The organism is Streptomyces flavofungini (assembly GCF_030388665.1).
Lineage (GTDB): Bacteria > Actinomycetota > Actinomycetes > Streptomycetales > Streptomycetaceae > Streptomyces > Streptomyces flavofungini_A.
Genome location: NZ_CP128846.1, coordinates 4,335,451 through 4,362,273, shown reverse-complemented (window position 1 = coordinate 4,362,273; position 26,823 = coordinate 4,335,451). Strand labels below are relative to the sequence as shown.

Below are 26,823 nucleotides of genomic sequence, written 5' to 3'. Positions count from 1 at the left end.
CCTGACTGCTCAGACCGCGAGCCACGCGCGAACTCATCGGAAGTCGATCCCGGCGGCCACCGGCAGGTGGTCGCTGCCGGTGGCGGGCAACACCCAGGCGCCCCGCGGTTGTACGCCGCGGACCAGGATCTGGTCGATCCGGGCGACGGGGAACCGCGCGGGCCAGGTGAAGCCGAAGCCGTCCCCGGCCTTCTCCTGGGCCGAGTCCATCCGTGCGGTGAGCCCGGCGAACGCGCGGTCGTCCAGGGCGCCGTTCAGGTCGCCGAGCAGCACCACCCGCTCGTTCCGCTCGGCGGCGACGGCCTTGGTGAGCGCCCGCGCGCCACGGTCCCGGTGCCCGGTCGCGAAGCCGTCCCCGGGGACCACCCGCACGGACCCCAGGTGGGCCACGTACACCGCGAGCGGGCCCTGGTCCGTGGCCACCGTGGCCCGCAGCGCCCGGTTGTCCGTCAGCGTGACGTCGGCCGGCTTGGCGTCGCCCAGCGGCCCCACGTCCTGCTCGGTGTCGACCGGCCGGGTGTCCGACAGCGGCAGCTTGCTCCACAGGCCGACCGTGCCGAGGACCACGTAGTGCGGGTACGCCTTCGCCAGCGCCTGCTCGTACCGGGGCTTCGCCTGCGCGCTGATCTCCTCGAGGGCCAGTACGTCCGCGCCGGAGGCGGCCAGGTCGCGGGCGGTGCCCGCCGGGTCGGGGTTCTCGGCGCCGACGTTGTGGCTGGCCACGGTGAGGTCGCCGCCCGCCTGGGACTTGTCGTCGAGCAGCCCGCCGAAGAGGTTCAGCCACACCGTGACCGGCAGCAGCAGCGCGCACAGCGCGGCGGCGGAGCGGCGCCAGAGCGCCCCGGCGAGCAGCACGGGGACGAACAGGCCGAACCACGGCAGGAAGGTCTCCACCAGGCTGCCGACGTTCCCGATGCGGTTCGGGATCCACGCGTGCAGGAGGAGGAAGAGGCCGAGGAGCAGGGCGAGGGCCGTGAGGAGCGGGCCGCGCTTCCAGGGGTCCGGGCGGGAGCAGGCGCGCTTGGCCCGGTGGAGGGCGGCGCGCCAAGGCGTGGTGCCGGTGCCGGTGCCGGTGCCGGTGTCTGTGTCCGTGTCCGTGCCTGTGTCCGTGCCCGTGTCTGTGGCTGGGGCTGTGCTCGGGATGGTGCTGGTCACTGCCGTGTCCTCGGGTCCTCGGTGGGGTCGGCGTACATGTGGGGGCAGCCTCGGTCGGCCGCGTGGTCGCGCAGTTCGTAGTGCCAGGGCTCGTTGCGGTAGATCTGGCAGAGCCCGTACGCGGCGCCGTGCGCGGACAGCCACTTCTGGGCGTCGGAGTCCCCGATGTCGACCGCGTCGCCCGCCACGTGCGGGGACGTCGTCGCGGTGGCCACCCAGCGGGCGGCCTCGTCCTTCGAGCCGTACTTGGCGACGGCCTCGCGCAGGAGCTGGTTCTGGTAGTCCGGTGAGCGCCAGCCGCTGTTGACGTAGAAGTCGACGTCGTCGTCCGAGGCGTCCCCCGCCGCTTCGCGCAGGGCGTCGCGCAGGCCCTCGTCGAGGCGGGCCACGGCCGGTATCCCGTCGTCGTGGATCGTCACGTGGTCGGGGACGACGCCGTCGGCCTCGGTGAGCGGGCCACGGACCTCACCCCGGGCGGCGCCGTTCGGGGACGCCCCGGAGCCGTAGGACGGGGGCGAGAGGGAGGACGAGGGCTTGCGTGCCTGGTGGACGAGGACGGTGATGGTGACGGCCGTGGCCACTAAGAGGAAGAGGAGCCATCGCGTCCGATGGGGCGCTGTTCGCGCTGATGAGGGAGTTCGCGTCATACCGCCAGTGAAGGAACCGGGGTGTTGCGGGCGGGTATGCGGTTTTCGATATGCCGACGATATGCGGCCGCTTGTAGCGTCTGTGTCATGCGTGTGCTGATCGTCGAGGACGAGCCCTATCTGGCGGAGGCCATTCGCGACGGCCTGCGCCTGGAGGCGATCGCGGCGGACATCGCGGGTGACGGCGACACCGCGCTTGAGCTGCTGAGCGTCAACGCGTACGACATCGCCGTACTCGACCGCGATGTGCCCGGGCCGTCGGGCGACGAGATCGCCAAGCGCATCGTCGCCTCCGGCAGCGGCATGCCGATCCTCATGCTCACCGCGGCCGACCGCCTCGACGACAAGGCCTCCGGGTTCGAACTCGGCGCCGACGACTACCTCACGAAACCCTTCGAGCTCCGTGAACTCGCGCTCAGGCTCAGGGCACTCGACCGCAGACGCGCCCACAGCAGGCCCCCCGTGCGGGAGATCGCGGGCCTGCGCCTGGACCCGTTCCGCCGCGAGGTCTACCGCGACGACCGCTACGTCGCGCTCACCCGCAAACAGTTCGCGGTCCTCGAAGTCCTCGTCGCCGCCGAAGGCGGTGTCGTCAGCGCCGAAGAGCTCCTGGAGCGCGCGTGGGACGAGAACGCCGACCCGTTCACCAACGCCGTCCGCATCACGGTCTCCGCCCTGCGCAAACGCCTCGGCGAACCCTGGCTCATCGCCACCGTGCCGGGCGTCGGCTACCGCATCGACACGACGCCCGGCACCGGGCGCGGGAGCGATGACCGTGACTAGGCGGTCCGGTCTGAGCGTCCGCCTCAAGCTCACCCTCAGCTACACCGGATTCCTCATGCTCGCGGGGGTGCTGCTCATCGGCGCCGCGGGGTTCTTCCTGCTGAGCCAGGGATGGTTGCGGACCAACGAGGAGGGGGCGTGGAGACAGACTCCGGGCACCGACATGGTGCGCGGGTTCGCGCCGACGGCAGCCGGGGTCATGGTGTTCCTGCTGGTCTTCGGACTCCTGGGCGGATGGTTCCTCGCCGGTCGCATGCTCGCCCCGCTGACCCGCATCACGGACGCCACCCGCATGGCCGCCGACGGATCGCTCTCCCACCGGATCCGCATGCCGGGCCGCAAGGACGAGTTCCGCGAACTCGCCGACGCTTTCGACGCGATGCTCGCGCGCCTCGAAGCGCACGTCGGCGAGCAGCGGAGGTTCGCGGCCAACGCCTCGCACGAGCTGCGCACCCCGCTGGCCGTCTCCAAGACGCTGATCGACGTGGCCCGCACCGATCCGGACCATGACGCGAAGGAAGTCATGGACCGCCTCCACACCGTCAACACCCGCGCCATCGACCTCACCGAGGCCCTGCTCCTGCTCAGCCGTGCCGACCAGCGCGCCTTCACCCGGGAACACGTCGACCTGTCCCTGATGGCGGAAGAGGCCACCGAAACCCTCCTCCCCCTCGCCGAGAAGCGCGGGGTCACCCTGGAGACCTCCGGCGACATCACCCCGACGTCCGGCTCGCAGGCGCTCCTGCTCCAGCTGACGACGAACCTCGTGCACAACGCGATCGTCCACAACGTGCCCGCGCGCGGCACGGTGTGGGTCACCACCGCCCTGCGCCCCAGGACGGTGGCGCTCACCGTCGAGAACACCGGCGAGGAGGTCTCCGCCGAGCTGGCCGCGACCCTCACCGAACCCTTCCAGCGCGGTGCCGAACGCCTGCACACCGCCGACCACGCGGGCCTCGGCCTCGGCCTCGCCATCGTCAAGACCATCACCCACGCGCACGACGGCACCCTCACCCTCGCCCCGCGCCCCGAGGGCGGGCTCCGCGTCACCGTGGAGCTGCCGAGGGGGCCTGGCCCCGGAGCCTAGGCGGGCGCGCACTCCAGCGCCGCCCGCAGCATCGCCGCGTCCACGAACGGCGCCGTCGGCGTCGGCTCGCTGTACCAGCGCAGCGGCCAGGTGTTGCCGTCCAGGGCCGGTACGCCGATGTACGTCACCGTGCGGCAGCCCGCCCCGCCGAACCGCTGCACCCCGAGCGGCCAGGCGTACCCCCTCGCCGTGCCGGGCGCCACCAGGAAGTACATCCACCGGAAGCCGACGGCCTCGCAGATCACGGGGCCCGCGTCCCCGTCCGCCTCCTCGATCAGGCGCGCCGCCACCAGCTCCCCGCGTACGCCGGGGACGCGCAGCGCGTCGAAGTGCACGCCGGACACCCGGAGTTGGTGGCCCGCCACCGGGACCCAGTCGGGCCAGTGAATCGCGTAGTTCATGGTCACACCGTGCTGCCCGGCGGGCTACGCTCGGTAGTGACTGCGGGGTGACACGCGCACGTGTAGCTGTGGGAGGTGGCCGCTGTGTCGGTCCAGTACAACTCCACGTCTCCCGGTACGTGGAGGTACGGCGGCAACCAGCTGAAACGCTGGCGCACCAAGGCGAACGTGACGCGCGAGGAGCTGGGGGCGGCGTCCAACTACTCGCCGGACACCATCAAGGCGATGGAGCAGGGCGTACGGATGCCGACGGCCCGGGTCCTGGATGTGGCCGATGAGTTGTGCCATGCGGAAGGGTTGCTGAGCGCGGGTAAGGACTATGTGAGGCGGGAGCCGTTTCCGGCTAGGGCTCAGGACTTCATGCAGTACGAGCGGGATGCGATCAGCTTGTGGTGGTACGAAATCGCCCTGATCCCAGGGTTGTTGCAGTCTGATGCCTACGTACGTTTCCTCATCGGCAACCGCCGCCCGCCGGTCGATGACGGAACGGCTGCAGAGCGGATCGCGGCTCGGCTGGAACGGCAGGCGCTCCTCACGTGCAAGCCCCCGGTGTCGTTCAGCTTCGTGATCTACGAGGCGGTGCTGCGGTGCCCGTTGGGCGGCCCGGATGTGTACAAGGAGCAGTTGAACCACCTGCTGGAGATGGGGGAGCTGCCCAACGTCGAGTTGCAGGTGCTGCCTTACGAGCGGGCGACGTCCACCGCCCTCATCGGGCCCATGGTGTTGCTGGAAACCCGTGAACACGAACGTCTCGCCTACTCGACGGGACAGTCGGTGAGCCAACTGACGGCCGACCCCGAGGTGGTGAGCGCGCACATTGAGCGCCTCGGCATGCTGCGTACAGTGGCTCTCGACCCGGATGAGTCGTCCCGCTTCATCGAGCGGATGGTGGGTGCCCTATGAACGCAGCACTGCGATGGTTCAAGTCCAGCTACAGCGACGACGAGGGCGATGCCTGCGTCGAAGTCGCCCTCGGCGAACCCGACGCCGTCCACATACGCGACTCCAAGCAGACCGCAGGCCCCCGCCTGAACGTCTCTCCCCCCGCCTGGAAGGCCTTCATCTCCGCAGGTCGGCCCGGAGCTTGAGCCCCGGGACCCGAGCTCTTCCCCCGGGGTTTGGTTGGTTGAATTCAGACCCAACCAACCCACCCGCTAAGGGAGTTGAACGGTGCATCACCCTCAAGGGTGACGTTCCGTGGTCAGCTTGCTTCGGAACGTAAAGTCGGCCTAGGTTCGCGACAAAGAAACGGCCCCGGCCGGTGCGCCAACACCGGTACCGAGGCCTAGACCTACGGATCGAATTGCGAGCTTCGATCGTGGCTTACGCCAAGCTTAATCCTGTCCTGCCGTCCCCGTCGCACCCCATGGCGAAAACGGGCTACGGCAAACGCCCCGCGGGTGACGAAGCCCCGCACAGCGAAGCCGACTTCGCACACTTGGGCGCACGCGACGCGGAGATCGCGACCTTCATCGACCACCTCGCCGTTGGCGCGGCGATGGGTCACAAGGTCATCGCCGCCGAGCATCCGCGCTACGGCCAGCAAGCCGTCCGTACGTCGATGGGAAACCTGATCACGGCGGGCCACCTCCGCTGGATCAAGGAACACCTGACCATCGAGGACAACTCGATGCGCTGGGTGACCAGGACGTACTGGTCCAGGGAGCCCAAGTCGGCTGAATGGTGGGCCGAGTTCGCGCGGGAGCGGCACGGGCGGGACGTGACGGACCAGTACGGTCCGGGCCTCGCCCGGGTCGACGAAGAGGCCGAACCCGAGGCGGAGCCCGAGCCCGCCGGACCCGGGCCGGAGGCCGTCCCCGCTGAACCCTGGCCGGAGGCAAGCGCCGCCCACCAAGCCCTCGTCCGGCTCCGCGCAGCGGACTCGCGGCTCGCGCTGTCCGAGCGTGACTGCCGGGCCCTCGAACCCCTCGCCGCCGAGTGGCTGGCACGCGGGGCGACCCCGGCCGACCTGCTCCAGGAGCTGGCCTCCGGGCTACCCGAGGCCGTCACCAACCCGGGCGGCTTCACCCGTATCCGATTGGAGAACAAGATGCCCCCCAAGCCCGCCAAGCTGCCCAAGGGCCCGGGCAAGACCCGGCTGCGCGCCCGCGTCACCCGGGCGGTGATCGTCTGCGGCCTCTGCGAAGAGCCGGAGACGTCCGCGGAGCTCATCAACGGGCTGTGCGCCGAGTGCCGCGCGGAGTGCGGCATCGATGACGAGGCGGGACCGCCGCGCGAGTTCGCCCTGGAGGCGCTTCTGCCTGGCCTCTGCCCGGTGGAGCCGCCGGTGGCCGTCGACGAGGCCCGCCGTGCGGCCGGGCCGGCGCCGAGGGGGCGCGGATGAGCGTGCAACACGAGCTGGTCCGGGCACCATGGAGTCAAGGAGGCGACGCCATGACCCCCAGGACCACGGACCGGCCCCAGATGTCCATCGAGGACTTCGAGGAGCTGGCCCGCTGCGCGCCCGAGACCGTGCGGCTGGAGTTCATCAATGGAAAGGTCCAGGTCAAGCCCGTGCCGGACGGTTCTCACGGCCAGATCGTCATGTGGCTGATCAAGTACTGCATGCAGCGGCGCCCCGAGCTGTCCCTGTTTCCGGAGCAAGGGCTGAAGGTCAAGGGGTACCGGAAGGGGCGAGCCATTCCGGACGGTGTGCTCGCGCCGGACGAGAACTTCGTGGGCCAAGGGCAATGGGCCGACCCCGCGGGGGTGCTGATGGCCGTGGAGGTCACTTCCTGTGATCGCGACGCCGACAGCCGCGACCGTGTCGAGAAGCCCGACGCCTACGCCGCCACAGGTATCCCCGTCTATCTGCTCGTCGACCGCGAGAACAACGAGGTCCGGGTGTACGCCGACTTGAAGGACGGAACGTACCGCCGCGTGACCCGGCGATCCTTCGGTGACAGCGTGGAGCTGCCCGGCCCGGTCGGCATCACCCTCGACACGGAGAAGCTCAAGGAGTACGTGGACTGAACGCCGCCGACCCATGTGACCCGGCCCACTTTCCGGAGTGCCCCGGTTCGCAGCGGGCAGAGGACTCCCCGGAGCGGCCGGAGGACAAAGGGCCACCGTGATGATCAAGGCGTGAGCGGGACATCTCACGATCTGATACTCGCGGGGCGGATTTCGGCCGCTCGTTAGACTGAGCCGACCGCAGTGATGCGGAACGAGACGGATTGAGCGAGGAGCGCACGTGGGCCTTGTCGTGCAGAAGTACGGAGGCTCCTCCGTAGCCGATGCCGAGGGCATCAAGCGGGTCGCCAAGAGGATCGTCGACGCCAAGAAGAACGGCCACCAGGTCGTTGTCGTGGTGTCGGCGATGGGTGACACGACGGATGAGTTGATCGATCTCGCCGGACAGGTATCGCCGATTCCTGCCGGGCGCGAATTCGACATGCTGCTGACCGCCGGAGAGCGGATCTCCATGGCCCTCCTTGCCATGGCGATCAAAAACCTGGGCCACGCCGCCCAGTCGTTCACCGGCAGCCAGGCCGGTGTCATCACCGACTCGGTGCACAACAAAGCGCGCATCATCGATGTCACGCCCGGCCGCATCCGGACCTCGATCGACGAGGGCAACATCGCCATCGTCGCCGGGTTCCAGGGCGTCAGCCAGGAGGGCAAGAACATCACCACGCTGGGCCGCGGCGGCTCCGACACCACCGCTGTCGCCCTCGCCGCCGCGCTCGACGCGGAGGTCTGCGAGATCTACACGGACGTCGACGGTGTGTTCACCGCCGACCCGCGCGTCGTGAAGAAGGCGCGGAAGATCGAGTGGATCTCGTTCGAGGACATGCTGGAGCTCGCCAGCTCCGGGTCCAAGGTGCTGCTCCACCGCTGCGTGGAGTACGCCCGCCGTTACAACATCCCGATCCACGTGCGCTCGTCCTTCAGCGGACTGCAGGGCACCTGGGTCAGCAACGAACCGCAAGGGGACCGCAAGGTGGAGCAGGCCATCATCTCCGGTGTCGCGCACGACACGTCCGAGGCCAAGATCACGGTCGTGGGCGTCCCGGACAAGCCGGGCGAGGCCGCGTCGATCTTCCGGGCGATCGCCGACGCCGAGGTCAACATCGACATGGTCGTGCAGAACGTGTCGGCCGCCTCGACGGGCCTGACCGACATCTCCTTCACGCTGCCGAAGACCGAGGGCCGCAAGGCCATCGACGCGCTGGAGAAGACCCGCGCCCAGGTCGGCTTCGACTCCCTGCGCTACGACGACCAGATCGCGAAGATCTCCCTCGTCGGCGCCGGCATGAAGACCAACCCCGGTGTCACGGCGACCTTCTTCGAGGCGCTGAGCGACGCGGGCGTGAACATCGAGCTGATCTCGACGTCCGAGATCCGCATCTCCGTGGTCACCCGCGCCGACGACGTGAACGAGGCCGTGCGCGCCGTGCACACCGCCTTCGGGCTCGACTCGGACTCCGACGAGGCCGTGGTCTATGGAGGCACCGGGCGATGAGCCGCAAGCCGACGCTCGCGGTCGTCGGAGCGACCGGGGCCGTCGGCACGGTGATGCTCCAGATCCTGTCGCAGCACGCCGACATCTGGGGCGAGATCCGACTCGTCGCCTCACCGCGCTCGGCCGGCCGCAAGCTGGCCGTGCGCGGTGCGGAGGTCGAGGTCCTCGCGCTCAGCGAGGACGTCTTCGACGGCGTGGACGTCGCCATGTTCGACGTCCCCGTCGACGTCGCCGAGCAGTGGGCGCCCATCGCCGCCTCCCGCGGCGTCGTGGTCGTCGACAACTCCGCCGCCTTCCGGATGGACCCGGACGTCCCGCTGGTCGTGCCCGAGGTCAACCCGCACGCCGCCCGGCTGCGGCCCCGCGGCATCGTGGCCAACCCCAACTGCACCACCCTGTCGATGATCGTCGCCCTCGGCGCCCTGCACGCCGAGTTCGGCCTGCGCGAGCTGATCGTCTCCTCGTACCAGGCGGTGAGCGGGGCCGGGAAGGACGGCATCGACACCCTGCGGCGGCAGCTGAAGCTCGTCGCGGGCTCGGAGCTCGGCACCGGCCCCGGTGACGTCCGCCGGGCCGTGGGCGACGACACCGGGCCCTTCCCCGAGCCCGTCGCCCTGAACGTCGTGCCGTGGGTCGGCGCGCTCCGCGAGGACGGCTGGTCCTCGGAGGAGATGAAGGTCCGCGACGAGTCCCGCAAGATCCTCGGCCTGCCCGACCTGAAGGTCGCCGTCACCTGCGTCCGCGTCCCCGTCGTCACCACCCACTCGGTGACGGTGCACGCGCGCTTCGAGGCCGAGGTGACCGTGGCGCACGCCCGCGAGATCCTGGCGACCGCGCCGGGCGTCGTCCTTTTCGACGACCCCGCCGCCGGTGAGTTCCCGACCCCCGCCGACGCCACGGGCACCGATCCGACGTGGGTCGGACGGCTGCGCCGCGCCCTCGACGACCCGACGGCGCTGGAATTCTTCGCGTGCGGGGACAACTTGCGCAAGGGCGCGGCCCTGAACACCACGCAGATCGCGGAGCTGGTGGCGGGCGAGTTCACCGGCGGAGCCTGAGCGAGGCCGGCCGGAGACGCGGAGGCGGTGCTTCCGTGGCCGTTGGGGCCTCCCGGAGCGGAAGGCGTTGTAGGAACTGTGTAAGTTCTGTGTTCGATCCGATGGTCCAGACCGCTTGAACTGGGGCGTCTCCGCGTTCGAAGATTCGGTTTCCGCGTCGTGCAACCGCGACGGCGTGGCGCGCGTCTTCGCCGTCGTCCTCCAGTGGGTGGCCTGAAGCGCTGCGAAAAAGAATATGGGGCATAGGGGAAGAGCTGGTACGCATGGGGGCTTTTGATGCATCGTCGCGAGCGGTTCCCGCAACCGCAGCGCACGCCGCGACCACGGCGCCTGCGGCCCGCACCGGGCAGGCGATGCGGAACGCCACACCCGACGCGTACAACCCTGATGGGGGGAAGCGTGTCAAACAGGCGTGGCAGAGGTACTGGACTTCACAGCAGCGAGCGGCGCGGTGGCCTTGCGACCGCCCAGGCGCCCGCGCGTTCCCGGTGGCATGCCGGTGATCGCCCCCATGCCCGCAGCGCGGCCCGCCCGCATCCCGACTCAGCGCGAGGGCGATGAGTTGAGCGTGATCGCGGGCACCACCGTCGACCATCTCACCGAGACCTACCGCGCCCACTACAGGTCGCTGCTGGGCCTCGCGGCGCTGCTCCTCGACGACACCGCCTCCTGCGAGGACGTCGTGCAGGAGGCGTTCATCCGCGTGCACTCCGCGCGCAAGCGCGTACGCGACCCCGAGAAGACCCTGGCCTACCTCCGCCAGACCGTCGTCAACCTCTCCCGGTCCGCGCTGCGCCGCCGCATCCTCGGCCTGAAGCTGCTCACCAAGCCGATGCCGGACATGGCGAGCGCCGAGGAGGGCGCGTACGACCTCCTGGAGCGCGACGAACTCATCAAGGCCATGCGCGGCCTGCAGCGCCGCCAGCGCGAGGTCCTCGTCCTGCGGTACTTCGCGGACATGACCGAGGCCCAGGTCGCCGAGACCCTCGGGATATCCCTCGGCTCGGTCAAGGCGTACGGCTCGCGGGGCATCGCCGCCCTGCGCGTCGCCATGGAGGCCCCGGCATGACGGACAGGGGACACCAGGGCAAGGGAGCGGCGGGCGAGAACGGCGCGCTCCAGGAGCGGGACGTGCTCGCGCGCGGGGACGTGCGGGAGAGGCGCAGGACGCGGGACGCGCTGGACAAGCCGAGTTCGCTGAACAAGCCGAGTTCGCTGAACAAGCCGAGCGCCACGGCGAGCGGCGCGCTGGACAAGCCGAGCGCCACGGACGAGCAGGGCATGTACGAGGAGCGGGACGCCGAGCGCGCCTGCGGGCAAGACGCTGGGAACGGAACTGTGAAGCACGGGCCGAGCGGCAAGGGCCGCCCCGACCGCGGACTCGGCGTACTCGGCCTGATCGTGAGCGATTCCGGCGACGGCCCGCAGGAGGGCGCGTCGGACGACGGCCCCGCCCGCGGCGACGGCCCGGGAGGCAGTGCTCAGGTCGGCAGTGCTCAGGGCAGTGGTGCGGACGGCGGTGCCCGGAGCGGCGGTGCGGCCGCAGGCGAGGGCGGCGGTTCGCGCGGTACGGGACCGGGCGGCGGCTCCGGCAGCGGCGGCTCCGGTGGTGGCCCCTTCGGCGGCGGCCCCTTCGGTGGCGGTGACTCCCACGACCCTGACGACCCCGACGGTCTGCACGGCGACGAACTCGCGCTGCGGCGCATGCTCCAGCAGGCCGTGCAGGAGATCCAGCCGGGCGACGCCGCCCTGGAGCGGCTGCGGCACGCGGTGCCCGCGCGCCGCGCCCGCAAGCGCCAGGCCCTCGTCGGCATGGCGGCCGCGGCGCTCCTCGTTGGCACGGCCATCCCGGCCCTCGTGCACGTCGCCGGTTCCGGCGGCGACTCGGACGCGCGGCCCTCCATCATCGGCGCGGGCAGCGACCAGCCCAGCCAGGGCGACACCGGCGGCACCAAGGACCGTGACGACCGCGACAAGGGCGACAAGGTCAAGGACAAGGAAGACAAGAAGGACAAGAAGGAAGAGAAGGGCAAGGAGGGGAAGGGCAAGGACGGCAAGAGCAAGGACGGCAAGCAGGGCGGCGTCACCGGCGGCCCCGACCCGACGGACGACGACACGGACGCCGTGTCCTCGCCCAGCTGCGACGCCGCCCAGCTCGGCGCCACCGGCTCCGTCGCCCCCGCCGAGGCCAACGGCACGGTCTACGGCACCTTCCGCGTCTCCAACACCTCCAGCAGCAGCTGCACCGTGAACTCGGCCGGCAGCGTCAACGCCGCGGCCCTGGGCGCGGCCGACCCCGCGAACGTGAACGTCGTCGACCACACGGCGGGCGACGCCGCGACCGGCCTGCCCGACCCGGCGCAGGAGTCCAGCGCGCTCGTCCTGAAGCCCGGCGCCGCGTACGAGGTGCGGTTCGCCTTCGTCCCCTCGGGGTCCTGCCCGTCCGACGGCGGCGATCCCTCGCCCAACCCCACGCCGAGCGACAGCGGCGGTGGCAGCGCGGGCGGCGGCTCCGAGAGCGGCGCTCCGGACGGTACGACGACGCAGCTGGTCCGTGAGGAGGGCACGGAGGACGGCAAGGTCGCCGTGTCCCTGACGGCCGAGCCGGGCTCGCCCTCCGCGGGCGCGACGGTGCCCAACGCGTGTGCGGGGACCGTGTACAAGACCGGGGTGCTTGCGGCGCAGTGACGCGCGGGGCGCGCGGTGTGCGTCGTGCGTGGTGACACGTGGCGCGTGCGCGTGGTGCGTGCGTGGTGACATGTTCCGGGAGCCCCTGCGGGCCTCCGGGGGGCTTCCGCCGGGCTCAGCGGGGTGCGCTCACGCCTTAGCGGTGTCCGGTCGTGCCTCTGGGGTGTGCGGCCGTGCCTCTGCGGCGTCCGGTTGCGCCTCCGTGGCCTCCGGTACGAGCCCCAGCTCGGCGTCCCGTGCGAGCTCCCGGTCCCGGCGGAACAGCCGGAACCACATGAACACCAGGAAGCCCGCGAAGACGAACCACTCACCGGTGTAGCCGAGGTTCTGGAAGGCCTTCATGCTCAGGCCCGAGTCCTCCGGCGCCGTCGCGGGCACCGGCGTCAGCGGCCCCGTGCCCCGGTCCAGCGTGACCCACGCGTCGTACAAGTCGTCCGGGACCATGTTCACCAGGGACGCCGCGCTGATCATGCCCACCTGGCCGGGCGGAAGGCCGCCCGCCGTGGTCACGCCCTTCGAGCTCCGGCTCTCCGAGGCCTGCAGCGCGCCGGTGACCGTGACCTCGCCCTTCGGCGGTGCCGGGGCCTTCTTCGCGTCCGCCGTCCCCGGCAGCCAGCCCCGCACCACCGGCAGTGACCTGCCGCCGTCGGTACGCAGCATCGTCAGGACGTAGTACCCGCTCTTGTCGTCCAACTCCCGGTTCGGGACCAGGAGTTGCCTGCCCCACCGGCCGGTCGCCGTCGCCTTCTCGCCCGAGGTCTTCCGGTCCACCGGCAGCAGCGAGGCCAGCGGCCGGGCGGCGCCCGTGTCCGTCGTCGCCTGCCGCTCGGCGTCCTTGTGGTCCTCGACGCGGTCCTCGAAGCGGCTGAGCTGCCAGGAGCCCATGAAGAGGCACACGGGGATCGCCAGGGCGACGAAGAGGTTGATGCCCCACCAGCGGGGCGTCAGCAGGAACCGGTACACACCCCCCACGGTACGGGCGCGTGGCGGCGGGGCTGCCCTCGGGGTGGGTGTCCCGTGCGGGTGGGACACTCCTCCCCCGGGATCGGCGCTCCGCGCCTTGTCCTCAATCGCCGGACGGGCTCTCTCCCACCCGCCCGCCCGAACTCGCCCCCTGCGGGCCAGCAGCCCGGCACCCTCAGCCCGGAAGGGGGCACCCCCGGGATCGGCGCTCCGCGCCTCGTCCTCAATCGCCGGACGGGCTTTCTCCCACCCGCCCGCCCCCGCCTGCATTCTGCTGGCCAGAAGCCCGGCACCTTCAGCCCCGACGCACCGCGCCCCGCCACCGCTCCACGGCCACCGCGCCCCGCCGCCGCCTCTCGGCCCCCGCTCCACGTCGCCGCTCCACGCCGCCGCTCCCCGGCCCCGCTCCCCGGCCCCGTCCGTGTCACCCTTCAGCCCGGCCCGGGGATGTCTCAGCCCGTCCGGCGCTTGAGGACGAGGCGCGGAGCGCCGATTCGGGGGAGGAGTGTCCCACCCGCCACGGGACACCCACCCCGCCCGGGGTCCAGGGGCGCAGCCCCGGTTTCGGGAAGGGGCGGGGTTGGGGAGCCCCCGGCAGGGCCCGGCCCCCCCCACACCCCCACTACCCCAGATGCCGCCCCGCGAAGTCCAGCTCAAGAGCCACCTGCTTGATGCGTTCGTCCACGACGAGGGATCCGTGGCCCGCGTCGTAGCGATAGACCTCGTGGACGGCGCCGCGCGCGGCGAGCCGGTCGACGTAGTTCTCGACCTGGCGGATGGGGCACCGGGGGTCGTTCACCCCGGCGGAGATGTAGACGGGCACCTTGACGGAGTCGACGTAGGTGAGCGGGGAGGAGGCGGAGAACCGGTCGGGGACCTCTTCGGGGGTGCCCCCGAAGAAGGTGCGGTCGATGGCCTTCAGGGCCTCCATCTCGTCGTGGTACGCGGTCACGTAGTCGGCGACGGGCACCGCGGCGAGCCCGAGCGCCCACGCGTCGGGCTGCGTACCGAGCCCGAGGAGGGTGAGGTACCCGCCCCAGGAGCCGCCGGAGAGGATGAGGCGGTCGGGGTCGGCGAGCCCGGACGAGACGGCCCACTCGCGCACCGCGGCGATGTCCTCCAGCTCGATGAGGCCGACGCGGTGCTTGAGGGCGTCGGTCCACTCGCGGCCGTAGCCGGTGGAGCCGCGGTAGTTGACGCGCACGACCGCGTACCCGTGGTCGACCCAGGCGGCGGGACCGGCCGCGAAGGAGTCGCTGTCGTGCCAGGTCGGACCGCCGTGCACCTCGAAGACGGTGGGCAGCGGCCCGTTCGCCCCGGCGGGCTTCTGGACGAGGGCGTGGATGCGGCCGCCCGGCCCGTCCACCCACACGTCCTCGACGGGCACGGAGCGGGGCGCCTTCATGCCGGGCGGGTCGAGGACGACCTTGCCGGAGGTGGAGCGCAGGACGGGCGGCTCGGCGGCGGACGACCACATGTACTCGACGGTGCCGTCGGGGCGGGCGGTGGCGCCGGAGACGGAGCCGCGGGGGGTCTCGACCCGGGTCAGCTCGCGGCTCGCGAGGTCGTACCGCCACAGGTCGCCGCGGGCCTCGAAGCCGTGCCCGACGAGCAGCGCGGAGCCGTCCGGATACCACTCGGCGGAGACGTCGCCGGGCAGGTCGAGGGCCAGGTCGGTCTGCTCGCCCGTGGCCACGTCCCACACCATCGGCTCCCAGCGGCCGCGGCGCTGGTGGCCCACCAGGAGGCGGGTGTCGCCGTCCACCGGGGCGAAGCCGAGGACCTCCAGGCCCAGCTCGACCGTGCCGCCCTCGCTGTCGTCGAGCTCGGCGACGGTCGAGCCGTCGGCGCGCACGACGCGCAGCGCGGGGTGCATCGCGTCGCCGTGCTCCGTGTGCTCGATGGCGATCAGGGTGCCGTCGTGCGAGAGGTCGCCGAGGCCCGCGGACTCGCGGTGGCGGTAGATCTCGGCGGGCGTCTCGCCGGGGGCGGCGTCGGCGCGGACGACGTGGATCGTCGTGCCGACCTCGTCCGTCGACCTGCCGACCACGACCGTGCGCCCGTCGCGGCCGATGGCGAGGCCTGCCGGATACGACGGCTCCAGGCCCGGCACGGCGGGCTCGTCCTGGCCGCTGCCGTCGAAGGGCTGGCGCATCCACACGCCGAACTCGTCGCCGTCCTTGTCGTTGAACCACCAGATCCAGCGGCCGTCCGGCGAGAGGAGGCCGTCCGTCGTGCCGTTCGGCCGGTCGGTGACCTGGCGCTGCTCGCCCGTGGCGCGGTTCCACGCGTACAGCTCGTACGTCCCCGTGGCGTTCGACACGAACAGGGAGTGGTCGGGGGCGTCCTCGGCCCAGTCCGGCAGGGAGACGCGGGGCGCGCGGAAGCGCTTCTCCCAGTCGGGCGTCGGCTCCGTGCCCGACGGCTCCGTCCCCGATGACGTGCTCCCGGACGACGTGCTCCCGGACGACGTGATGTCCTTGTCCCCGCCCGGCCCTGCGTTCGGCTGCGTACCCGCATTCGGCTGCGTACCCGTGTCACTCATGGCCCCATAGTGCCTGGCCGGAGCGGTCGCCCGCTGGCGAGGTCCCCAGCCTGTGGATAACTTTCCGGGGCCCTGGGCCGGATCCGGGCCTCAGCCCGTCCCCGGCCGCAGCCACGCCTCCCGCTGCGGCGACCCGAACCCACCCAGCTTCGTGTACGACCAGGCGCGCAGCACCTCGTGGGCGGCCCCGCCCCCGGGCGGCACCGCCGCGACGACCACGTCGGTCGTGTGCCGGGACAGCAGCAGGTCCCGCAGCCGGGTGGCCACGCCCTTCCGCCGGTAGTCCGGGAGCACCATCAGCTCCGCGAGCACGAAGAGGCGGCCCGCCCCGGCGCGCCCGGCCACGGCGGGAGGCAGGACGTCCCGCAGGGAGTCCAGGAGCGCGCTGCCCCGCGTGGCCCGGAACCCGTACAGGCAACCGGCGAGCACCGCACCGGAGTCGGCCGTCACCATGTCGAAGTCGGGTTCCTGGACGTGCCGTTCGAACCGCTCAAGGAACGCCTTCCGGTCGGCGCCGCCGGGCTCGCCGATGCCGCCCGGCCCGTAGCACTCCACGTACACGTTCGCGATCGACTCGCGCTGCTGCTCAGCCTGCCACCGCGTCAGCCGTCGCAAGAACACCTCAGTCATCCACGCCTCCGCCCCGCGCCCCGCGACCCCGAGCCGCCCCGCCCCGCGCGCCGCACCTGGACTCCGCATGGTGACACCACGGGACCGCTCACGGAACTACGCGCGGGCGACCAACTGTAGGGAGCACGCGCCGACTTCACGCCCGGGCGCGCGCTGCGGCTCGCGTCCTGCGGCTGGCGTCCCGCGCTGGCGTCCTGCGGCTGGCGTCCTGCGGCTGGCGTCCTGCGGCTCGCGTCCCGCGGCTCTCGACGCGGGCGGACCGGCGCCGGCTGCCCCGAGGGTCCGCCTCACGTCCGCAGTACCGGCTGCCCCGAGGGTCCGCCTCACGTCCGCAGTACCGGCTGCCCCGGGGCCCGCCTCACGTCCGCAGCACCGTCCCCCTCCGCTCGAACTCCATCAGCGCCTCCACCTGTCCGGTCGGCGCGGCCCCGAGCGCCCGCTCCAGGAGCCACAGCGCACCGTCGATCCCCGAGCTCACCCCGCCCGCGCAGACGAGGTTCCCGTCATCGACGACGCGGGCGTCGCGGACGTCGGCGCCGCGCTCGCGCAGGTAGTCCTTCGCGCGGTGGTGCGTGGTGCACGGCCGGTCGCCGACGACACCGGCCGCGTGCAGCACGATCACGCCGGTGCAGACGCCGAGCAGGGTGAGGTCGGGCCGGGCGGCCTCCCGCAGGGCGCGGGTCAGACGGCCCTTCTTGATCTCGGCCCAGATCCCGGCGCCGTCCCGCTGCGCGAAGCCGCCGCCGGGCACGACGATCACGTCGGCCGCGTCCGGGTCCCAGGCGCCGACGTCCGTCACCCGCGTACCGAAGCGGCCGGTGAAGCCGCCCGGACCACCGCTCGTGACCAGCCGCGTCTCGACCTTCTGACCGACGGAGCGCGCGGCGCCGAAGACCTCCACGGGACCGGCGAAGTCCAGCTCCTCGACGCCGTCGAAGACGACGACGTGCACGCGCAGCGGTCCCCGCCCGCGTCCCCCTGCCCGCTCCTTCTGTCCCTCAAGACCCTCAAAACCCTCAAGGCCCTCCCGTCGCTCCCGCCACTGCTCCCGCCGCCCGTGCGCCGCCGCGCTCCCCGCGCCCCACACCGTCGCCCCGGCCGCCCCCACGGCGGCCGTCGACCTCAGCAGACCCCTGCGGTCCATCCCGGCCCTCCTTCCTCCGGCGGCAGTCGCTGCCTGCCGTCCTTGCTCTCTGCCAACTCCCGTACGGGTTTGGCCAGTTGGTCGTGAGGTGCGCGGGATCGGTTCCCGTGGGCCGGGGGATTCCGGTGCGGGGGCCAACCATGTGAAGCGCCTCCACGCGGCGCCGCTCACCGGCTACGGTGAGCGTCTGGACGCGAGGCGGGGGGCGCACTTCTGCTCGGGCGGAGGAGCTGATGGTCCAACGGAGGAGCTGATGGTCCAACAGCGAGCGGATGACGGCCAGTTGACCCGTCTGCGCCTCGACGAACTGCTCGAAGAGCTGGCCGCGCGGATCGGCGCCGTGCGCGGCACCCGGGACCGGCTGCACAGCCTCCTCGAAGCGGTGCTCTCCGTCGGCAGGGAGCTGGACCTGGCCCAGGTGCTCCGGCGCATCGTGGAGACGGCGGTCGCCCTCGTCGACGCCGAGTACGGCGCGCTCGGCGTGATCGGCCAGGGCCGCATGCTGGACGAGTTCCTGCCGGTCGGCATCAGCGACGAACTGCGCGCCGAGATCGGCGACCTGCCCTCCGGGCACGGCCTCCTCGGCGAGCTGATCCGCAACCCGCAGCCGCTGCGCCTCGCGGAGCTTTCCGACCACCCCGCCTCGTCCGGCTTCCCGCCGCACCACCCGCCGATGCACTCGTTCCTCGGCGTCCCCATCCGCGTACGCGACGAGGTCTTCGGCAACATCTACCTGACCGGCAAGCACGGCGGCGCGGAGTTCGACGCCGAGGACGAGTCGGTGCTCGCCACCCTCGCGGTCGCGGCCGGGGTGGCCGTGGAGAACGCCCGCCTGTACGAGGAGGCCCGGCTGCGCGAACGCTGGTTGCAGGCGAGCGCGGAGGTCACCAGCGCGGTCCTCTCTGGTGCGCCGCAGGCGCAGGTCCTGGAGCTGATGGTGGAGCGGGCCAGGGAGATCACGTCCGCCGAGCTCGGCGTGATCGAACTCATGCAGGGCGACGGCGAGTTGCGGGTGGAGATCGCGCTCGGCCTGGGCGCGGAGGCGCACCTCGGTGGCAACCTGCCGCGCGAGGGCTCGTTCGCGGGGGCCGCGCTCGACGCCCAGGCGCTCGTCTCCGCGACCGATGTGCGCAAGGACGCACGGGTGACGTTCAAGGACGACCGGTGGGAGGGGATCGGCGCGGCCGTCGCCGTACCGATGAGCACGCGCGACGACGTCCGCGGGGTCCTGCTGCTCGCCCGCAGCACCGGCCGCCCCGGCTTCTCGGAGGCCGAGACCACACCCCTGACGGGCTTCGCGGGCCAGGCCGCGCTGGCCCTCGAACTCGCCGACCGGCGCCGCGACGCCGAGCAGATGAGCCTCCTCGAAGACCGCGACCGCATCGCCCGGGACCTGCACGACCTGGCGATCCAGCGGCTGTTCGCGACCGGCATGACGCTGCAGAGCGTGCAGCGGTTCGTGGAGCACCCCGGCGCCGCCGAGCGGCTGCGCCGGGCCGTCGACGACCTCGACGCCACCATCAAGATCATCCGCTCCACCATCTTCGGCCTGCGCGACCACGAGGCGCCCGGCGGCGCGGCCGGGCTGCGCGTCCGCACGGTCCGCGCGATCGAGGACGCGGCCGCCGCCCTCGGCTTCACCCCCGCGCTGCGCATGGAAGGCCTGGTCGACACCGACGTCCCCCGCGCGGTCGCCGACGACGTGGCCGCCGTCCTCAACGAGGCCCTGTCCAACGTCGCCCGCCACGCCCGCGCCCACAGGGCCGAGGTGTCCTTGGTCGTACGGAACGGGGTGCTGGAACTGGCGGTGGTGGACGACGGGGTGGGCATCGAGGCGGAAGCGGGGGCGGAGGCAGGGGTGGAATCGGCGGCGGAGGCAGGGGTGGGCGTGGACACCGGGGCGAGGGCGGGGCGGGCGGCCGGGGCGGGGGCCGGGGGCGTCGCCGGGGCCGAGCACGGCGCCGGGCTGCGGAACCTCGCCGAGCGGGCCGAGCGGCTCGGGGGCGAGCTGGTGGTGCGGGCGGGGGAGCAGCGGGGGACGCGGCTGGAGTGGCGGGTGCCGGTGGTGGGGGCGGGGTAGGCGCCTCCTCGGCGCCGAGCACGACAGGCCGCGGCCTCGCCCCGCTGGCCCTGACCTCGCCCCGCTGGCCTCGGCCCTGCCCCGGTCGCCTCGACCTCGGCCCGCTGGCCCCGACCTCGCCCCGATCGCCTCAGCCGGCCGCCGGGCCGAGCCCGACGGCCCCGATCGCCTCAGCCGACCGTCGACCCCTGCGACGGCGGCGAGCCGGGCTCGGCCTTGGGGGCGGTGCCGGACGGCATGACCTGCGCGGCGATGACGGCGGCCTGCACCCGTCGCTCGACGCCCAGCTTGGCCAGCATCCGGGAGATGTGGTTCTTCACGGTCTTCTCGGACAGATACAGCTTCCCGCCGATCTGCCGGTTGGTGAGCCCTTCCCCGATGAGCGCGAGGATGGCACGCTCGCGCTCGTTGAGGGCGGACAACCGGGCGTCCTCCGGGGGCGCTTCGCTCTCGGGGCCGCGCAGCGACCGCATCAGGCGGGCGGTCGTGGCCGGGTCGAGCAGCGACTGCCCGGAGGCGACGGTCCGCACGGCCGTCACCAGGTCGGACCCCTTGATCTGCTTGAGTACGTAGCCCGCGGCGCCGGCCATGATGGCGTCGAGCAGGGCATCCTCGTCGTCGAACGACGTGAGCATCAGGCAGGCCAACTCCGGCATGAGGGAGCGCAGTTCACGGCAGACGGTGATGCCGTTGCCGTCGGGCAGCCGGACGTCGAGGACGGCGACGTCGGGCCGCAGCGCGGGCCCCCTGACCAGTGCCTGCTCCCCGCTTGCGGCCTCCCCGACCACCTCGATGCCGGGCTCCCCGCCGAGCAGGTCGCGCAGCCCGCGCCGGACGACCTCGTGGTCGTCGAGGAGGAAGACGCGGATGGGGCGTGGCGGGTCGCCGGGGTCGGTGGGGGCTGGATCCGGTGCTGCGGCAGTGCTGTTCATGTCTACCCCTTGGTCGGCCCGGTTGTGTCCATCGGTCTGCCGGTCGGCGGCCCTGCTCGGCGGAGGGGGCGCCGGTGACCGTGTCCGTGCCCGTACGGCAGCGAATTCATGTCCGTACGGGGGCGGAGAACCGTGCCCCGCCAAGGGTGACGGAAAGGGCTTGCTCCCTGCCAGGGGCCGAACGGCCCGGCGGGGCCCCGACGCAGGGGCCGGGCGGCCCCGCACGAGGGCCAGTCGGCCCTCGCGCGGCTCACCCCGCGCGAGGCATTGTTGAGTACGGAACAACCCTCGACCCGGGACTCCGGTGCCGTGGTGGAGCCGTACTCCGCCGCGCCGGGTCCGTTCCGGTGCGGCATGGCTGAGCGCATCGTCCAGCGACCACCGCACCCGCCTGCGCGGCCGCAGGGGAGCGGCCGCGCAGGCGCATCGAGCGCCCGCGCGCGGGCACGCACTGCGAGAGTCGCGGAAGTCGGTACATAACGCCTGCGGGCGGACCTCCTGCTAGATTCCCAGTCATCAACCGATATTCGGACAACAGTCTGGAATCGGGTCATGTGCCTGGTGGCAGCCGGGCGAGGAGAGCAGGCGGGGGAACATGTTCACGGACCCGATGGACGGCCACAGCGTCGTCTCGCTGATGGGCATCGTGTTCGTGGCGTCGGTACTGGCCGTGGGCCTGACGGCGTATGCGACGGTCACGCTGGTACGCGTGGTCTGCGGACGCGCGGAACCCGTGAGCCCGAATGGCGCGGTCGCCCTGGACGGCCCTGACGCCCCGGACGGCCCGGACGCCCCGGACGGCGGCCGGGGGACGCCACCCCCGCCCTTCCCCCGCGTCCTCGGTGCCGCGGCGTCGCTGGCGGGCGCGGGCGCCCTGACCGTCTACGCCTGGGGCGCCCTGCGCCTGCTCGCCTTCGACGACACGGAACGGGGCGCGGCCTGCGTCGAGGCGGAGAACCCGGCCGACGTGACGACGATCGAGAGCTACAGCGCCACGTACGTCCCGCTGCGCTTCGGCTGCCACGCGGCGGACGGCACGACGTACTCGGTGGGGGTCCCCGAGTACGTCAACCCGGCGGTCCTCACGCTGACGATCGCGGCGGCGGTCCTCGCGGGGGCGGCGGCCGTGCTCAGCTCCGGGCGTGGGCAACCAGCGCGTTCGCGTGCCCGTGCCCGAGACCGTGCTCGTCCTTGAGCCACTTCACGAGTTCCATGTGCTTGCTCAGCTCGGATCCCCGAATGAGCTCCACCCACTCGGAGACGGGGCGCCCGTACTTCGCCTCGATGGAAGGAAAGTAGCTCGCGGGCCCCTTCGCAGCGGCAGCAGACATCTCAACGCCCTCCTTGGGTCTCACGTTTGGTCTTGTCACTGATTGGACCGCCCTCGTCCCCGGGACTCATCGACCCCGCTGAGTGATCCACATCACGTGCCCTGGCCGTTCCCGAGGGCGCCTGCTCAGCGCCGAAGCTCCGGAGGCAGCTCCACCCAGCGCAGCGGAGCCCGCCTGGCGACGACGGTGTGGCCCTCGCTGACGCGCATCCCGGCCGCCGCGCAGGCATAGGCGAGGCTGCGTGCCGAGTACGGGACGCGGGAACCGCGCTGCCAGAAGCGGAAGTGCCAGTAGGCGGGCGGGTCGGACTCGAACGGGGAGAGGCCGATCTCCTCGCCCTCGATGATCTCGCCGTCCCGGGCGAGGGTGCCGTGTGTTCCGCCCTTGGCGTTGAAGTACACGCCGTACGCCGCGGTGCCCGCCGTGATGGCGCGCAGGACGGCGTCGTCGCTCGGCATGTACCCCCACTGCGTGAGGACGCAGCCGCCGGGTGTGCCGGGTATCTCGCCGACCGCCACGTGCCGTAGCGACGCGTCGAAGTCCCGGTCGTCGAACGGGGTGTCGTGCGGCCCGGTCTCGGGGATCCGCCCGGGATCCGCTCCCAGTCGTCGTATCAACTCGTCTCCGTCCACGTCGCGGACGAAGGCGATGCCGAGGCCCTCGGTGTGCAACTCCTCCTCGCCGAAGGCCTTGATGAGGGCGTCCGCGGCCTGGAAGGCGGCGGCGTCCTCGGCCGGGAGGGGGACGGCGCCCGGCAGGTCCGCGACCAGCGGTGCGTACGGCGTGCCGAGCAGGAGCCGGCCCGGCGACCAGTCCCCGACCTGCGGCGTCCAGACGTCGGCCCCGGCGTCGATGAGCGCGCGGACGCTCCCCTCGTCCATGCTGCACACCGCGTGCCAGAGGGCGGTGTTGTCCTCGTCGTCGAGCGTGTCGATCTCCGTGAGGTGTTCGAGGAGCGCCGCGACCGCGTCGGCGGAACCCCGCTCGGCCGCGCGGTGCAGCGGCGTGGAGCCCCAGAGGGAGGCGTCGGCCGGTGCGCCGCCCTCCAGGCGGGCGCGGATCAGCGCCGCGTCGCCCCAGTCCGCGTACCCCATGCGCTCCCAGTCGCCTCGCGGTACATAGCGCTGCCGGGCCTCTTCCTGCTCGCGCAGGGCGTCGCGCTGCCATCGGGTGAGGGGCGGGGCGAGGAAGTCCGGCGGGCCGCCGCGCCGGAAGAGCGAGAAGGCGCTCGGCTGGGTGGCGGGGTCGGGCGGCTGGAGGTCCGGCCACACCTCCACGGAGCGCGAAGCGGCGGCCCGCAGGGTGTCGGCGTCGACCGGGGTGCTGGTCTCCGGGATGTCCTCGTCGGGCCACTCCACCACGAGCCGTGTCTCACCGGCGGGCGGCAACTCCCCGAGGTGCAGGTCGACATCGGTCTTGAACAGCGACTGGTGGCGGAACGACGTGCCGATGTCCAGCGGGACGAGCCCGCCCGACTGCTCGTCGGACGCCCGGGCGGCGGGCCCGGCGATGCGCGGCTCCGCCGTGCTGTCCAGTGAGGTCACCCGTCGTCCGTCGGCCAGCGCCAGCCCCACCCGAAGCCCGGACTGCCGCCCCCCGCGCCGCCCCTGCTGCCAGTGGACGGGCTCGAACACGGCCAGATGCAAGGTGACCGACTGCGGCCACACGGACCAGCCGACCGTCATCACCTTGGCGGTGGGCCCGGCTCCCGCCACTCCCACCTGCGAAACGAGCACGGGCACGAACCAGTCGACGGGCGGGCCCTCCCGTCCCGCGTCGTCCCCCGGGGTCCCGAGCCGGACCAACGCATCGCGCGCTTCCGCCGGTTCCTCCGGCAGCACTAACTCCTCGAAGAATCCCATGAGCGCAGCGTGACAGCACCCACTGACAACGGGTGCCCCGCTGGGCGCCGAGGAGCAACCCGTCGGTTGCGCTTCCCCTCTTGATGTGCAACTCTGAGGTTGCACCAACCGTCGAGGCCGAGACCCAGGAGGAGCCCGCCATGAGTGACACCGGGAGCAGCCCGCAGGACCCGCGCAGCCCGGACGGCCCGCAGGACCGGATCGAGCGCGAGACTCTGATCGCCGCCTCCCTGGACCGGGTCTGGTCGCTGGTGACCCAGCCCGGGTTCTGGGTGGCCGAGGAGGCGAGTCCGGCGGGGGCCACGGCCAGGGAAGGTGAGTCGATCGTGGCGCGGAATCCTCAGTACGGGGACTATCCGGTGCGGGTGGAGAAGGTCGAGCCGCAGACGTATGTGGCGTACCGCTGGGCCAGTGCGTTCCCCGGCGAGGAACTGCGGGCCGACAACAGCACCCTCGTCGAGTTCACGCTGACTTCGGAGGGCGACAAGACGCGGCTCCGTGTCGTGGAGAGCGGATTCGCGGCGCTCGTCGGGTCCGAGGAGCTGCGCGCCCATGCGGTACGGGACAACACCGTCGGCTGGCCCCAGGAGCTCGACGCGCTCAAGCGGCGAGCCGAGCAGTCGGCCGCGTGACCGACCAGGACCCGGCCGCCGAGGGTGCCGAGGGCGGGATCGAGGGTGGGGGCGAGGCTGTGGACGGTGTGCTGGCCGCGCTGGCCGATCCGACCCGGCGTCGGCTCCTCGACCTGCTCGCCGCTCGGGGCGAGGCCACCGCGACGAGGCTCGCCGACCAACTCCCCGTCTCCCGCCAGGCCGTGGTCAAGCACCTCGCCGTCCTGGACGCCGCCGGTCTGGTCTCCGGCAACCGGGTCGGACGCGAGATGCGGTACGCGGTACGGCCCGCGGCGCTGGACGTCACGGCCCGCTGGATGGCCGCCCTCGCGGCCGACTGGGACCGGCGCCTCGCGGCCGTCAAGCGCATCGCGGAGGCGGCGGAGGCCGCGGAGCGGGACGTGCGGTAGGCGCGCTCGTGCCCGGCCCGACCGCCAACAGCCCCCGCGCGCTTGCTGGAAGGGGTGCTCCCGGCGCCGTTGCCTTGGTGCAGTAACGCTGTTATTTTACAGAAACGACGTTACTCCATGAAGGGGGCACCATGCACGGCACCTCGGTCCCGCCCGAGCTGGGCACCGTCCGCCTCACGGTTCTCGACGACCACGTCGAGAGCCGCGTCGAGGCCGAACTCCGCCCCGCCGCGGACGGCGCCACCCCGCACGTCCGGCTCGCCTTCGCCGACGTGGAGCGCGCCCTGGGCTTCACGCGCAAGCCGCAGGGCTGGTGCCGGGGCGACCTCTGCGTCCCGACGGCGGCCGTCGCCGCCCTGGAGGACCTTGGCGAGGCGGGCACCGGAACGCTGGACGTCACCGCTTTCGCCGCCTTGCTGAACCGTCCGGTCGCGGTGGAGCTGAGCCTGGAAGCGAGCGCGGGCGTGGGCCCGGACGAGGGTGTCGTCGCCTTCGGGGTCTCCGCCGCCGACCGTTCCGCGACGCTCACCGGCGGCACCGCCCCCGACTTCGCGCTGCCCGACGTCCACGGCGCCGAGCACCGGCTCGGTGAACTGCGCGGCCGCAAGGTGGCGTTGGTCTTCTGGGCCTCCTGGTGCGGCTGCCGCTACGACCTCCCGGAGTGGGAGCGGCAGCACGCCGCGCTCGCGGACGAGGGCTTCTCGGTGCTCAGCGTCGCCGTGGACCGCAGGATCGAGGACGCGGCGCCCTGGATCGCCGAGGCCGCCCCGACGCACCCGGCGCTGATCGACGTCGACGGCCGCGTTGCGGACCAGTACCAGCTCCTCAACGTCCCCACCGTGGTGTGGATCGACGAGGAGGGGCGCATTGCGCGGCCGAACGACACCCAGTTCGCCACCGACCTGTTCCGCTCCATGAGCGGCCTGGACTCCACGAAGGCGCTGGCCGCGCTGCGCCGCTGGGTGACGACGGGCGACACGGGCCTGCATGCGAACGGGGTCGCCGAGCTGACCCACCCGAGCACGCCGGACCGCCAACTCGCCCGCACTGAAGCTGCGTTGGCGCTGTGGTTGCTGCGCAACGGCCAACAGAAGGCCGCGGAACGGCACTTCGCCGCGGCGGCGGAACTCGCGCCGGAGGACGTGACGACATGGCGCAGTGCGATGCCGCTGCTCGGGGTGGACCCGATGGGGGAGGAGTACTTCGCCCGGCGCGCCGGTCTCGAGGAGGCGGGCGTGCCGATCTACCGGCCGTTGCCGGACTGGCAGTAGGGGTACGGGCGCCTCGGGGTACGAGTGCCTGAGGGCACGGGTGCCTCGGGGCGCGAGTGCCCGAAGGTGCGAGCGCCCGAGGGCGCACCCGAAAGCCCGGCCCACCCCTGACGTCCCCCCGAGGAGCGAGCCACCTTGCCCACCACGCCCCACCCCACCGCCTTCGCCCGAGCCCAGGCCCAGGGCGAGGAAGCCCTCCGTGCCGCCGTCCTCGACCTCGCCGCCGGGCTGCTGGCGGACGAGGGGCCCGCCGCCCTGAGCATGCGCCGCCTGGCCGCGGCGGCGGGCTGTTCGACCACGGTCCTCTACCGGCTCTTCGGCGCCAAGGAGGGCATCGCGGCCGCGCTGTACCGGGAGGGCTTTGCCCGCCTGCACCGGTGCCTCGCCGAGGTGCCGCGCGGCGACGACCCGGCCGCGTACCTGGCCGCCGTGGGCCGCGCCTACCGCGCCAACGCCCTGGCGGAGCCCAACTTCTACAGCGTCATGCACGGCGAGGGCATTCCCGGCTTCGTACCGGACGAGGAGTCCCGTGCCGCGGCGGCGGCCAGCCTGGACGTCCTGCGGGAGGCGGCCCGCGGCTGCGTCGAGGCGGGTGTGCTGCGTCCGGACGCCGACGTCGACGAGATCACCGACACTCTGTGGGCGGCCGCCCACGGGGTGATCAGCCTCGAACGCGGCGGCCACTTCCCCGAAGGCCGCGGCGAACAACGCTTCCGCACTCTGACCAGAGCGGCGGTGAACGCGTTCCTGCCCTGAGCCC

The 26,823-nt window shown here is 72.5% G+C and carries 26 protein-coding genes; 16 read left to right on the top strand and 10 right to left on the bottom strand.

What is annotated here, in order from left to right; all coding sequences use genetic code 11:
• Window positions 1-33: 33 nt before the first annotated feature.
• Both QUY26_RS18080 and QUY26_RS18075 read right to left on the bottom strand, forming a co-directional pair.
• Window positions 34-1,155, bottom strand: a complete 1,122-nt coding sequence (locus QUY26_RS18080) for an endonuclease/exonuclease/phosphatase family protein (RefSeq protein ID WP_289947907.1) — start codon at window positions 1,153-1,155, stop codon at window positions 34-36.
• The gene (locus tag QUY26_RS18075; protein ID WP_354670695.1) at window positions 1,152-1,736 is read right to left on the bottom strand and encodes a M15 family metallopeptidase; all 585 of its coding nucleotides are present in this window, start codon (window positions 1,734-1,736) and stop codon (window positions 1,152-1,154) included. The genes QUY26_RS18080 and QUY26_RS18075 overlap by 4 nt, the downstream gene beginning before the upstream one ends.
• Before the next feature lie 153 nt (window positions 1,737-1,889).
• On the opposite strand from QUY26_RS18075, the gene QUY26_RS18070 reads away from it, so the two are divergent.
• Both QUY26_RS18070 and QUY26_RS18065 read left to right on the top strand, forming a co-directional pair.
• Window positions 1,890-2,585 carry a response regulator transcription factor gene (locus QUY26_RS18070; protein WP_289947904.1) on the top strand — a complete coding sequence of 232 codons (696 nt, stop codon included), beginning with the start codon at window positions 1,890-1,892 and terminating at the stop codon, window positions 2,583-2,585.
• Window positions 2,572-3,672 carry a sensor histidine kinase gene (locus QUY26_RS18065; RefSeq protein ID WP_289947901.1) on the top strand — a complete coding sequence of 367 codons (1,101 nt, stop codon included), beginning with the start codon at window positions 2,572-2,574 and terminating at the stop codon, window positions 3,670-3,672. The genes QUY26_RS18070 and QUY26_RS18065 overlap by 14 nt, the downstream gene beginning before the upstream one ends.
• On the opposite strand, the gene QUY26_RS18060 is transcribed toward QUY26_RS18065, so the two are convergent.
• Window positions 3,669-4,079, bottom strand: coding sequence for a hypothetical protein (locus QUY26_RS18060; RefSeq protein WP_289947899.1), 411 nt, complete (start codon window positions 4,077-4,079; stop codon window positions 3,669-3,671). The genes QUY26_RS18065 and QUY26_RS18060 overlap by 4 nt on opposite strands.
• Before the next feature lie 78 nt (window positions 4,080-4,157).
• Between QUY26_RS18060 and QUY26_RS18055 the strand changes: the two genes are divergently transcribed.
• From QUY26_RS18055 to QUY26_RS18020, 8 genes are all read left to right on the top strand, one after another.
• The gene (locus QUY26_RS18055) at window positions 4,158-4,976 is read left to right on the top strand and encodes a helix-turn-helix domain-containing protein (RefSeq protein ID WP_289947897.1); all 819 of its coding nucleotides are present in this window, start codon (window positions 4,158-4,160) and stop codon (window positions 4,974-4,976) included.
• Window positions 4,973-5,161 carry a DUF397 domain-containing protein gene (locus QUY26_RS18050; RefSeq protein WP_289947895.1) on the top strand — a complete coding sequence of 63 codons (189 nt, stop codon included), beginning with the start codon at window positions 4,973-4,975 and terminating at the stop codon, window positions 5,159-5,161. The genes QUY26_RS18055 and QUY26_RS18050 overlap by 4 nt, the downstream gene beginning before the upstream one ends.
• A 278-nt stretch (window positions 5,162-5,439) precedes the next feature.
• Window positions 5,440-6,417, top strand: coding sequence for a hypothetical protein (locus QUY26_RS18045; protein ID WP_289947893.1), 978 nt, complete (start codon window positions 5,440-5,442; stop codon window positions 6,415-6,417).
• Between the two features lie 50 nt (window positions 6,418-6,467).
• Window positions 6,468-7,046: a Uma2 family endonuclease gene (locus QUY26_RS18040; RefSeq protein WP_289947891.1), complete on the top strand. Its 579-nt coding sequence runs from the start codon at window positions 6,468-6,470 to the stop codon at window positions 7,044-7,046.
• 220 nt (window positions 7,047-7,266) lie between these two features.
• Window positions 7,267-8,538 (top strand): aspartate kinase, encoded by a 1,272-nt coding sequence (locus tag QUY26_RS18035; protein ID WP_289947889.1) that lies wholly within the window; start codon window positions 7,267-7,269, stop codon window positions 8,536-8,538.
• On the top strand, window positions 8,535-9,596 hold the full coding sequence (locus QUY26_RS18030) for an aspartate-semialdehyde dehydrogenase (RefSeq protein WP_289947886.1): 1,062 nt from the start codon (window positions 8,535-8,537) through the stop codon (window positions 9,594-9,596). Before QUY26_RS18035 ends, QUY26_RS18030 begins: the two co-directional genes overlap by 4 nt.
• Before the next feature lie 412 nt (window positions 9,597-10,008).
• Complete coding sequence (locus QUY26_RS18025) at window positions 10,009-10,665, top strand: SigE family RNA polymerase sigma factor (protein WP_289947884.1); 657 nt, start codon at window positions 10,009-10,011, stop codon at window positions 10,663-10,665.
• Complete coding sequence (locus QUY26_RS18020) at window positions 10,662-12,284, top strand: hypothetical protein (RefSeq protein ID WP_289947883.1); 1,623 nt, start codon at window positions 10,662-10,664, stop codon at window positions 12,282-12,284. The genes QUY26_RS18025 and QUY26_RS18020 overlap by 4 nt, the downstream gene beginning before the upstream one ends.
• Before the next feature lie 129 nt (window positions 12,285-12,413).
• On the opposite strand, the gene QUY26_RS18015 is transcribed toward QUY26_RS18020, so the two are convergent.
• From QUY26_RS18015 to QUY26_RS18000, 4 genes are all read right to left on the bottom strand, one after another.
• Window positions 12,414-13,247: an SURF1 family protein gene (locus QUY26_RS18015; RefSeq protein ID WP_289947882.1), complete on the bottom strand. Its 834-nt coding sequence runs from the start codon at window positions 13,245-13,247 to the stop codon at window positions 12,414-12,416.
• Window positions 13,248-13,869: 622 nt separating this feature from the next.
• Complete coding sequence (locus QUY26_RS18010; RefSeq protein ID WP_289947880.1) at window positions 13,870-15,792, bottom strand: S9 family peptidase; 1,923 nt, start codon at window positions 15,790-15,792, stop codon at window positions 13,870-13,872.
• Between the two features lie 90 nt (window positions 15,793-15,882).
• A complete protein-coding gene (locus tag QUY26_RS18005; protein WP_289947878.1) occupies window positions 15,883-16,422 on the bottom strand; it encodes a hypothetical protein in 540 nt (179 codons plus the stop codon).
• A gap of 358 nt (window positions 16,423-16,780) precedes the next feature.
• Entirely contained in the window at window positions 16,781-17,566 is a 786-nt protein-coding gene (locus QUY26_RS18000) for a DJ-1/PfpI family protein (protein WP_289947876.1), read from the bottom strand.
• 253 nt (window positions 17,567-17,819) lie between these two features.
• Here QUY26_RS18000 and QUY26_RS17995 point away from each other — a divergent pair, with 253 nt between their 5' ends.
• On the top strand, window positions 17,820-19,646 hold the full coding sequence (locus QUY26_RS17995; RefSeq protein ID WP_289947875.1) for a sensor histidine kinase: 1,827 nt from the start codon (window positions 17,820-17,822) through the stop codon (window positions 19,644-19,646).
• Window positions 19,647-19,816: 170 nt separating this feature from the next.
• Here QUY26_RS17995 and QUY26_RS17990 read toward each other — a convergent pair whose 3' ends face one another.
• Window positions 19,817-20,578: a response regulator gene (locus QUY26_RS17990; RefSeq protein ID WP_289947874.1), complete on the bottom strand. Its 762-nt coding sequence runs from the start codon at window positions 20,576-20,578 to the stop codon at window positions 19,817-19,819.
• 595 nt (window positions 20,579-21,173) lie between these two features.
• Here QUY26_RS17990 and QUY26_RS17985 point away from each other — a divergent pair.
• Window positions 21,174-21,773 carry a hypothetical protein gene (locus QUY26_RS17985; protein ID WP_289947873.1) on the top strand — a complete coding sequence of 200 codons (600 nt, stop codon included), beginning with the start codon at window positions 21,174-21,176 and terminating at the stop codon, window positions 21,771-21,773.
• Here the strand turns inward: QUY26_RS17985 and QUY26_RS17980 are convergent.
• Window positions 21,709-21,909, bottom strand: coding sequence for a DUF4287 domain-containing protein (locus QUY26_RS17980; RefSeq protein ID WP_289947871.1), 201 nt, complete (start codon window positions 21,907-21,909; stop codon window positions 21,709-21,711). The genes QUY26_RS17985 and QUY26_RS17980 overlap by 65 nt on opposite strands.
• Before the next feature lie 125 nt (window positions 21,910-22,034).
• Window positions 22,035-23,771, bottom strand: a complete 1,737-nt coding sequence (locus QUY26_RS17975; RefSeq protein ID WP_289947867.1) for an ankyrin repeat domain-containing protein — start codon at window positions 23,769-23,771, stop codon at window positions 22,035-22,037.
• Between the two features lie 140 nt (window positions 23,772-23,911).
• Here QUY26_RS17975 and QUY26_RS17970 point away from each other — a divergent pair, with 140 nt between their 5' ends.
• From QUY26_RS17970 to QUY26_RS17955, 4 genes are all read left to right on the top strand, one after another.
• Window positions 23,912-24,403, top strand: a complete 492-nt coding sequence (locus tag QUY26_RS17970; protein WP_289947865.1) for an SRPBCC domain-containing protein — start codon at window positions 23,912-23,914, stop codon at window positions 24,401-24,403.
• Between the two features lie 38 nt (window positions 24,404-24,441).
• Window positions 24,442-24,792, top strand: a complete 351-nt coding sequence (locus QUY26_RS17965) for an ArsR/SmtB family transcription factor (protein ID WP_436840514.1) — start codon at window positions 24,442-24,444, stop codon at window positions 24,790-24,792.
• 131 nt (window positions 24,793-24,923) lie between these two features.
• Window positions 24,924-26,063, top strand: a complete 1,140-nt coding sequence (locus QUY26_RS17960; protein ID WP_289947863.1) for a TlpA disulfide reductase family protein — start codon at window positions 24,924-24,926, stop codon at window positions 26,061-26,063.
• A 135-nt stretch (window positions 26,064-26,198) separates the two neighbouring features.
• Window positions 26,199-26,819: a TetR/AcrR family transcriptional regulator gene (locus tag QUY26_RS17955; protein ID WP_289947859.1), complete on the top strand. Its 621-nt coding sequence runs from the start codon at window positions 26,199-26,201 to the stop codon at window positions 26,817-26,819.
• The last annotated feature ends 4 nt before the right edge of the window (window positions 26,820-26,823 follow it).

Bases quoted from the DNA above. Each gene is read 5' to 3' on its own strand.
- QUY26_RS18070 (WP_289947904.1), top strand. From the start codon at position 1,890: ATGCGTGTGCTGATCGTCGAGGACGAGCCCTATCTGGCGGAGGCCATT.
- QUY26_RS18065 (WP_289947901.1), top strand. From the start codon at position 2,572: ATGACCGTGACTAGGCGGTCCGGTCTGAGCGTCCGCCTCAAGCTCACC.
- QUY26_RS18050 (WP_289947895.1), top strand. From the start codon at position 4,973: ATGAACGCAGCACTGCGATGGTTCAAGTCCAGCTACAGCGACGACGAG.
- QUY26_RS18045 (WP_289947893.1), top strand. From the start codon at position 5,440: ATGGCGAAAACGGGCTACGGCAAACGCCCCGCGGGTGACGAAGCCCCG.
- QUY26_RS18040 (WP_289947891.1), top strand. From the start codon at position 6,468: ATGACCCCCAGGACCACGGACCGGCCCCAGATGTCCATCGAGGACTTC.
- QUY26_RS18030 (WP_289947886.1), top strand. From the start codon at position 8,535: ATGAGCCGCAAGCCGACGCTCGCGGTCGTCGGAGCGACCGGGGCCGTC.
- QUY26_RS18020 (WP_289947883.1), top strand. From the start codon at position 10,662: ATGACGGACAGGGGACACCAGGGCAAGGGAGCGGCGGGCGAGAACGGC.
- QUY26_RS18010 (WP_289947880.1), bottom strand. From the start codon at position 15,792: ATGAGTGACACGGGTACGCAGCCGAATGCGGGTACGCAGCCGAACGCA.
- QUY26_RS18005 (WP_289947878.1), bottom strand. From the start codon at position 16,422: ATGACTGAGGTGTTCTTGCGACGGCTGACGCGGTGGCAGGCTGAGCAG.
- QUY26_RS18000 (WP_289947876.1), bottom strand. From the start codon at position 17,566: ATGGACCGCAGGGGTCTGCTGAGGTCGACGGCCGCCGTGGGGGCGGCC.
- QUY26_RS17995 (WP_289947875.1), top strand. From the start codon at position 17,820: ATGGTCCAACAGCGAGCGGATGACGGCCAGTTGACCCGTCTGCGCCTC.
- QUY26_RS17990 (WP_289947874.1), bottom strand. From the start codon at position 20,578: ATGAACAGCACTGCCGCAGCACCGGATCCAGCCCCCACCGACCCCGGC.
- QUY26_RS17985 (WP_289947873.1), top strand. From the start codon at position 21,174: ATGTTCACGGACCCGATGGACGGCCACAGCGTCGTCTCGCTGATGGGC.
- QUY26_RS17980 (WP_289947871.1), bottom strand. From the start codon at position 21,909: ATGTCTGCTGCCGCTGCGAAGGGGCCCGCGAGCTACTTTCCTTCCATC.
- QUY26_RS17975 (WP_289947867.1), bottom strand. From the start codon at position 23,771: ATGGGATTCTTCGAGGAGTTAGTGCTGCCGGAGGAACCGGCGGAAGCG.
- QUY26_RS17970 (WP_289947865.1), top strand. From the start codon at position 23,912: ATGAGTGACACCGGGAGCAGCCCGCAGGACCCGCGCAGCCCGGACGGC.
- QUY26_RS17960 (WP_289947863.1), top strand. From the start codon at position 24,924: ATGCACGGCACCTCGGTCCCGCCCGAGCTGGGCACCGTCCGCCTCACG.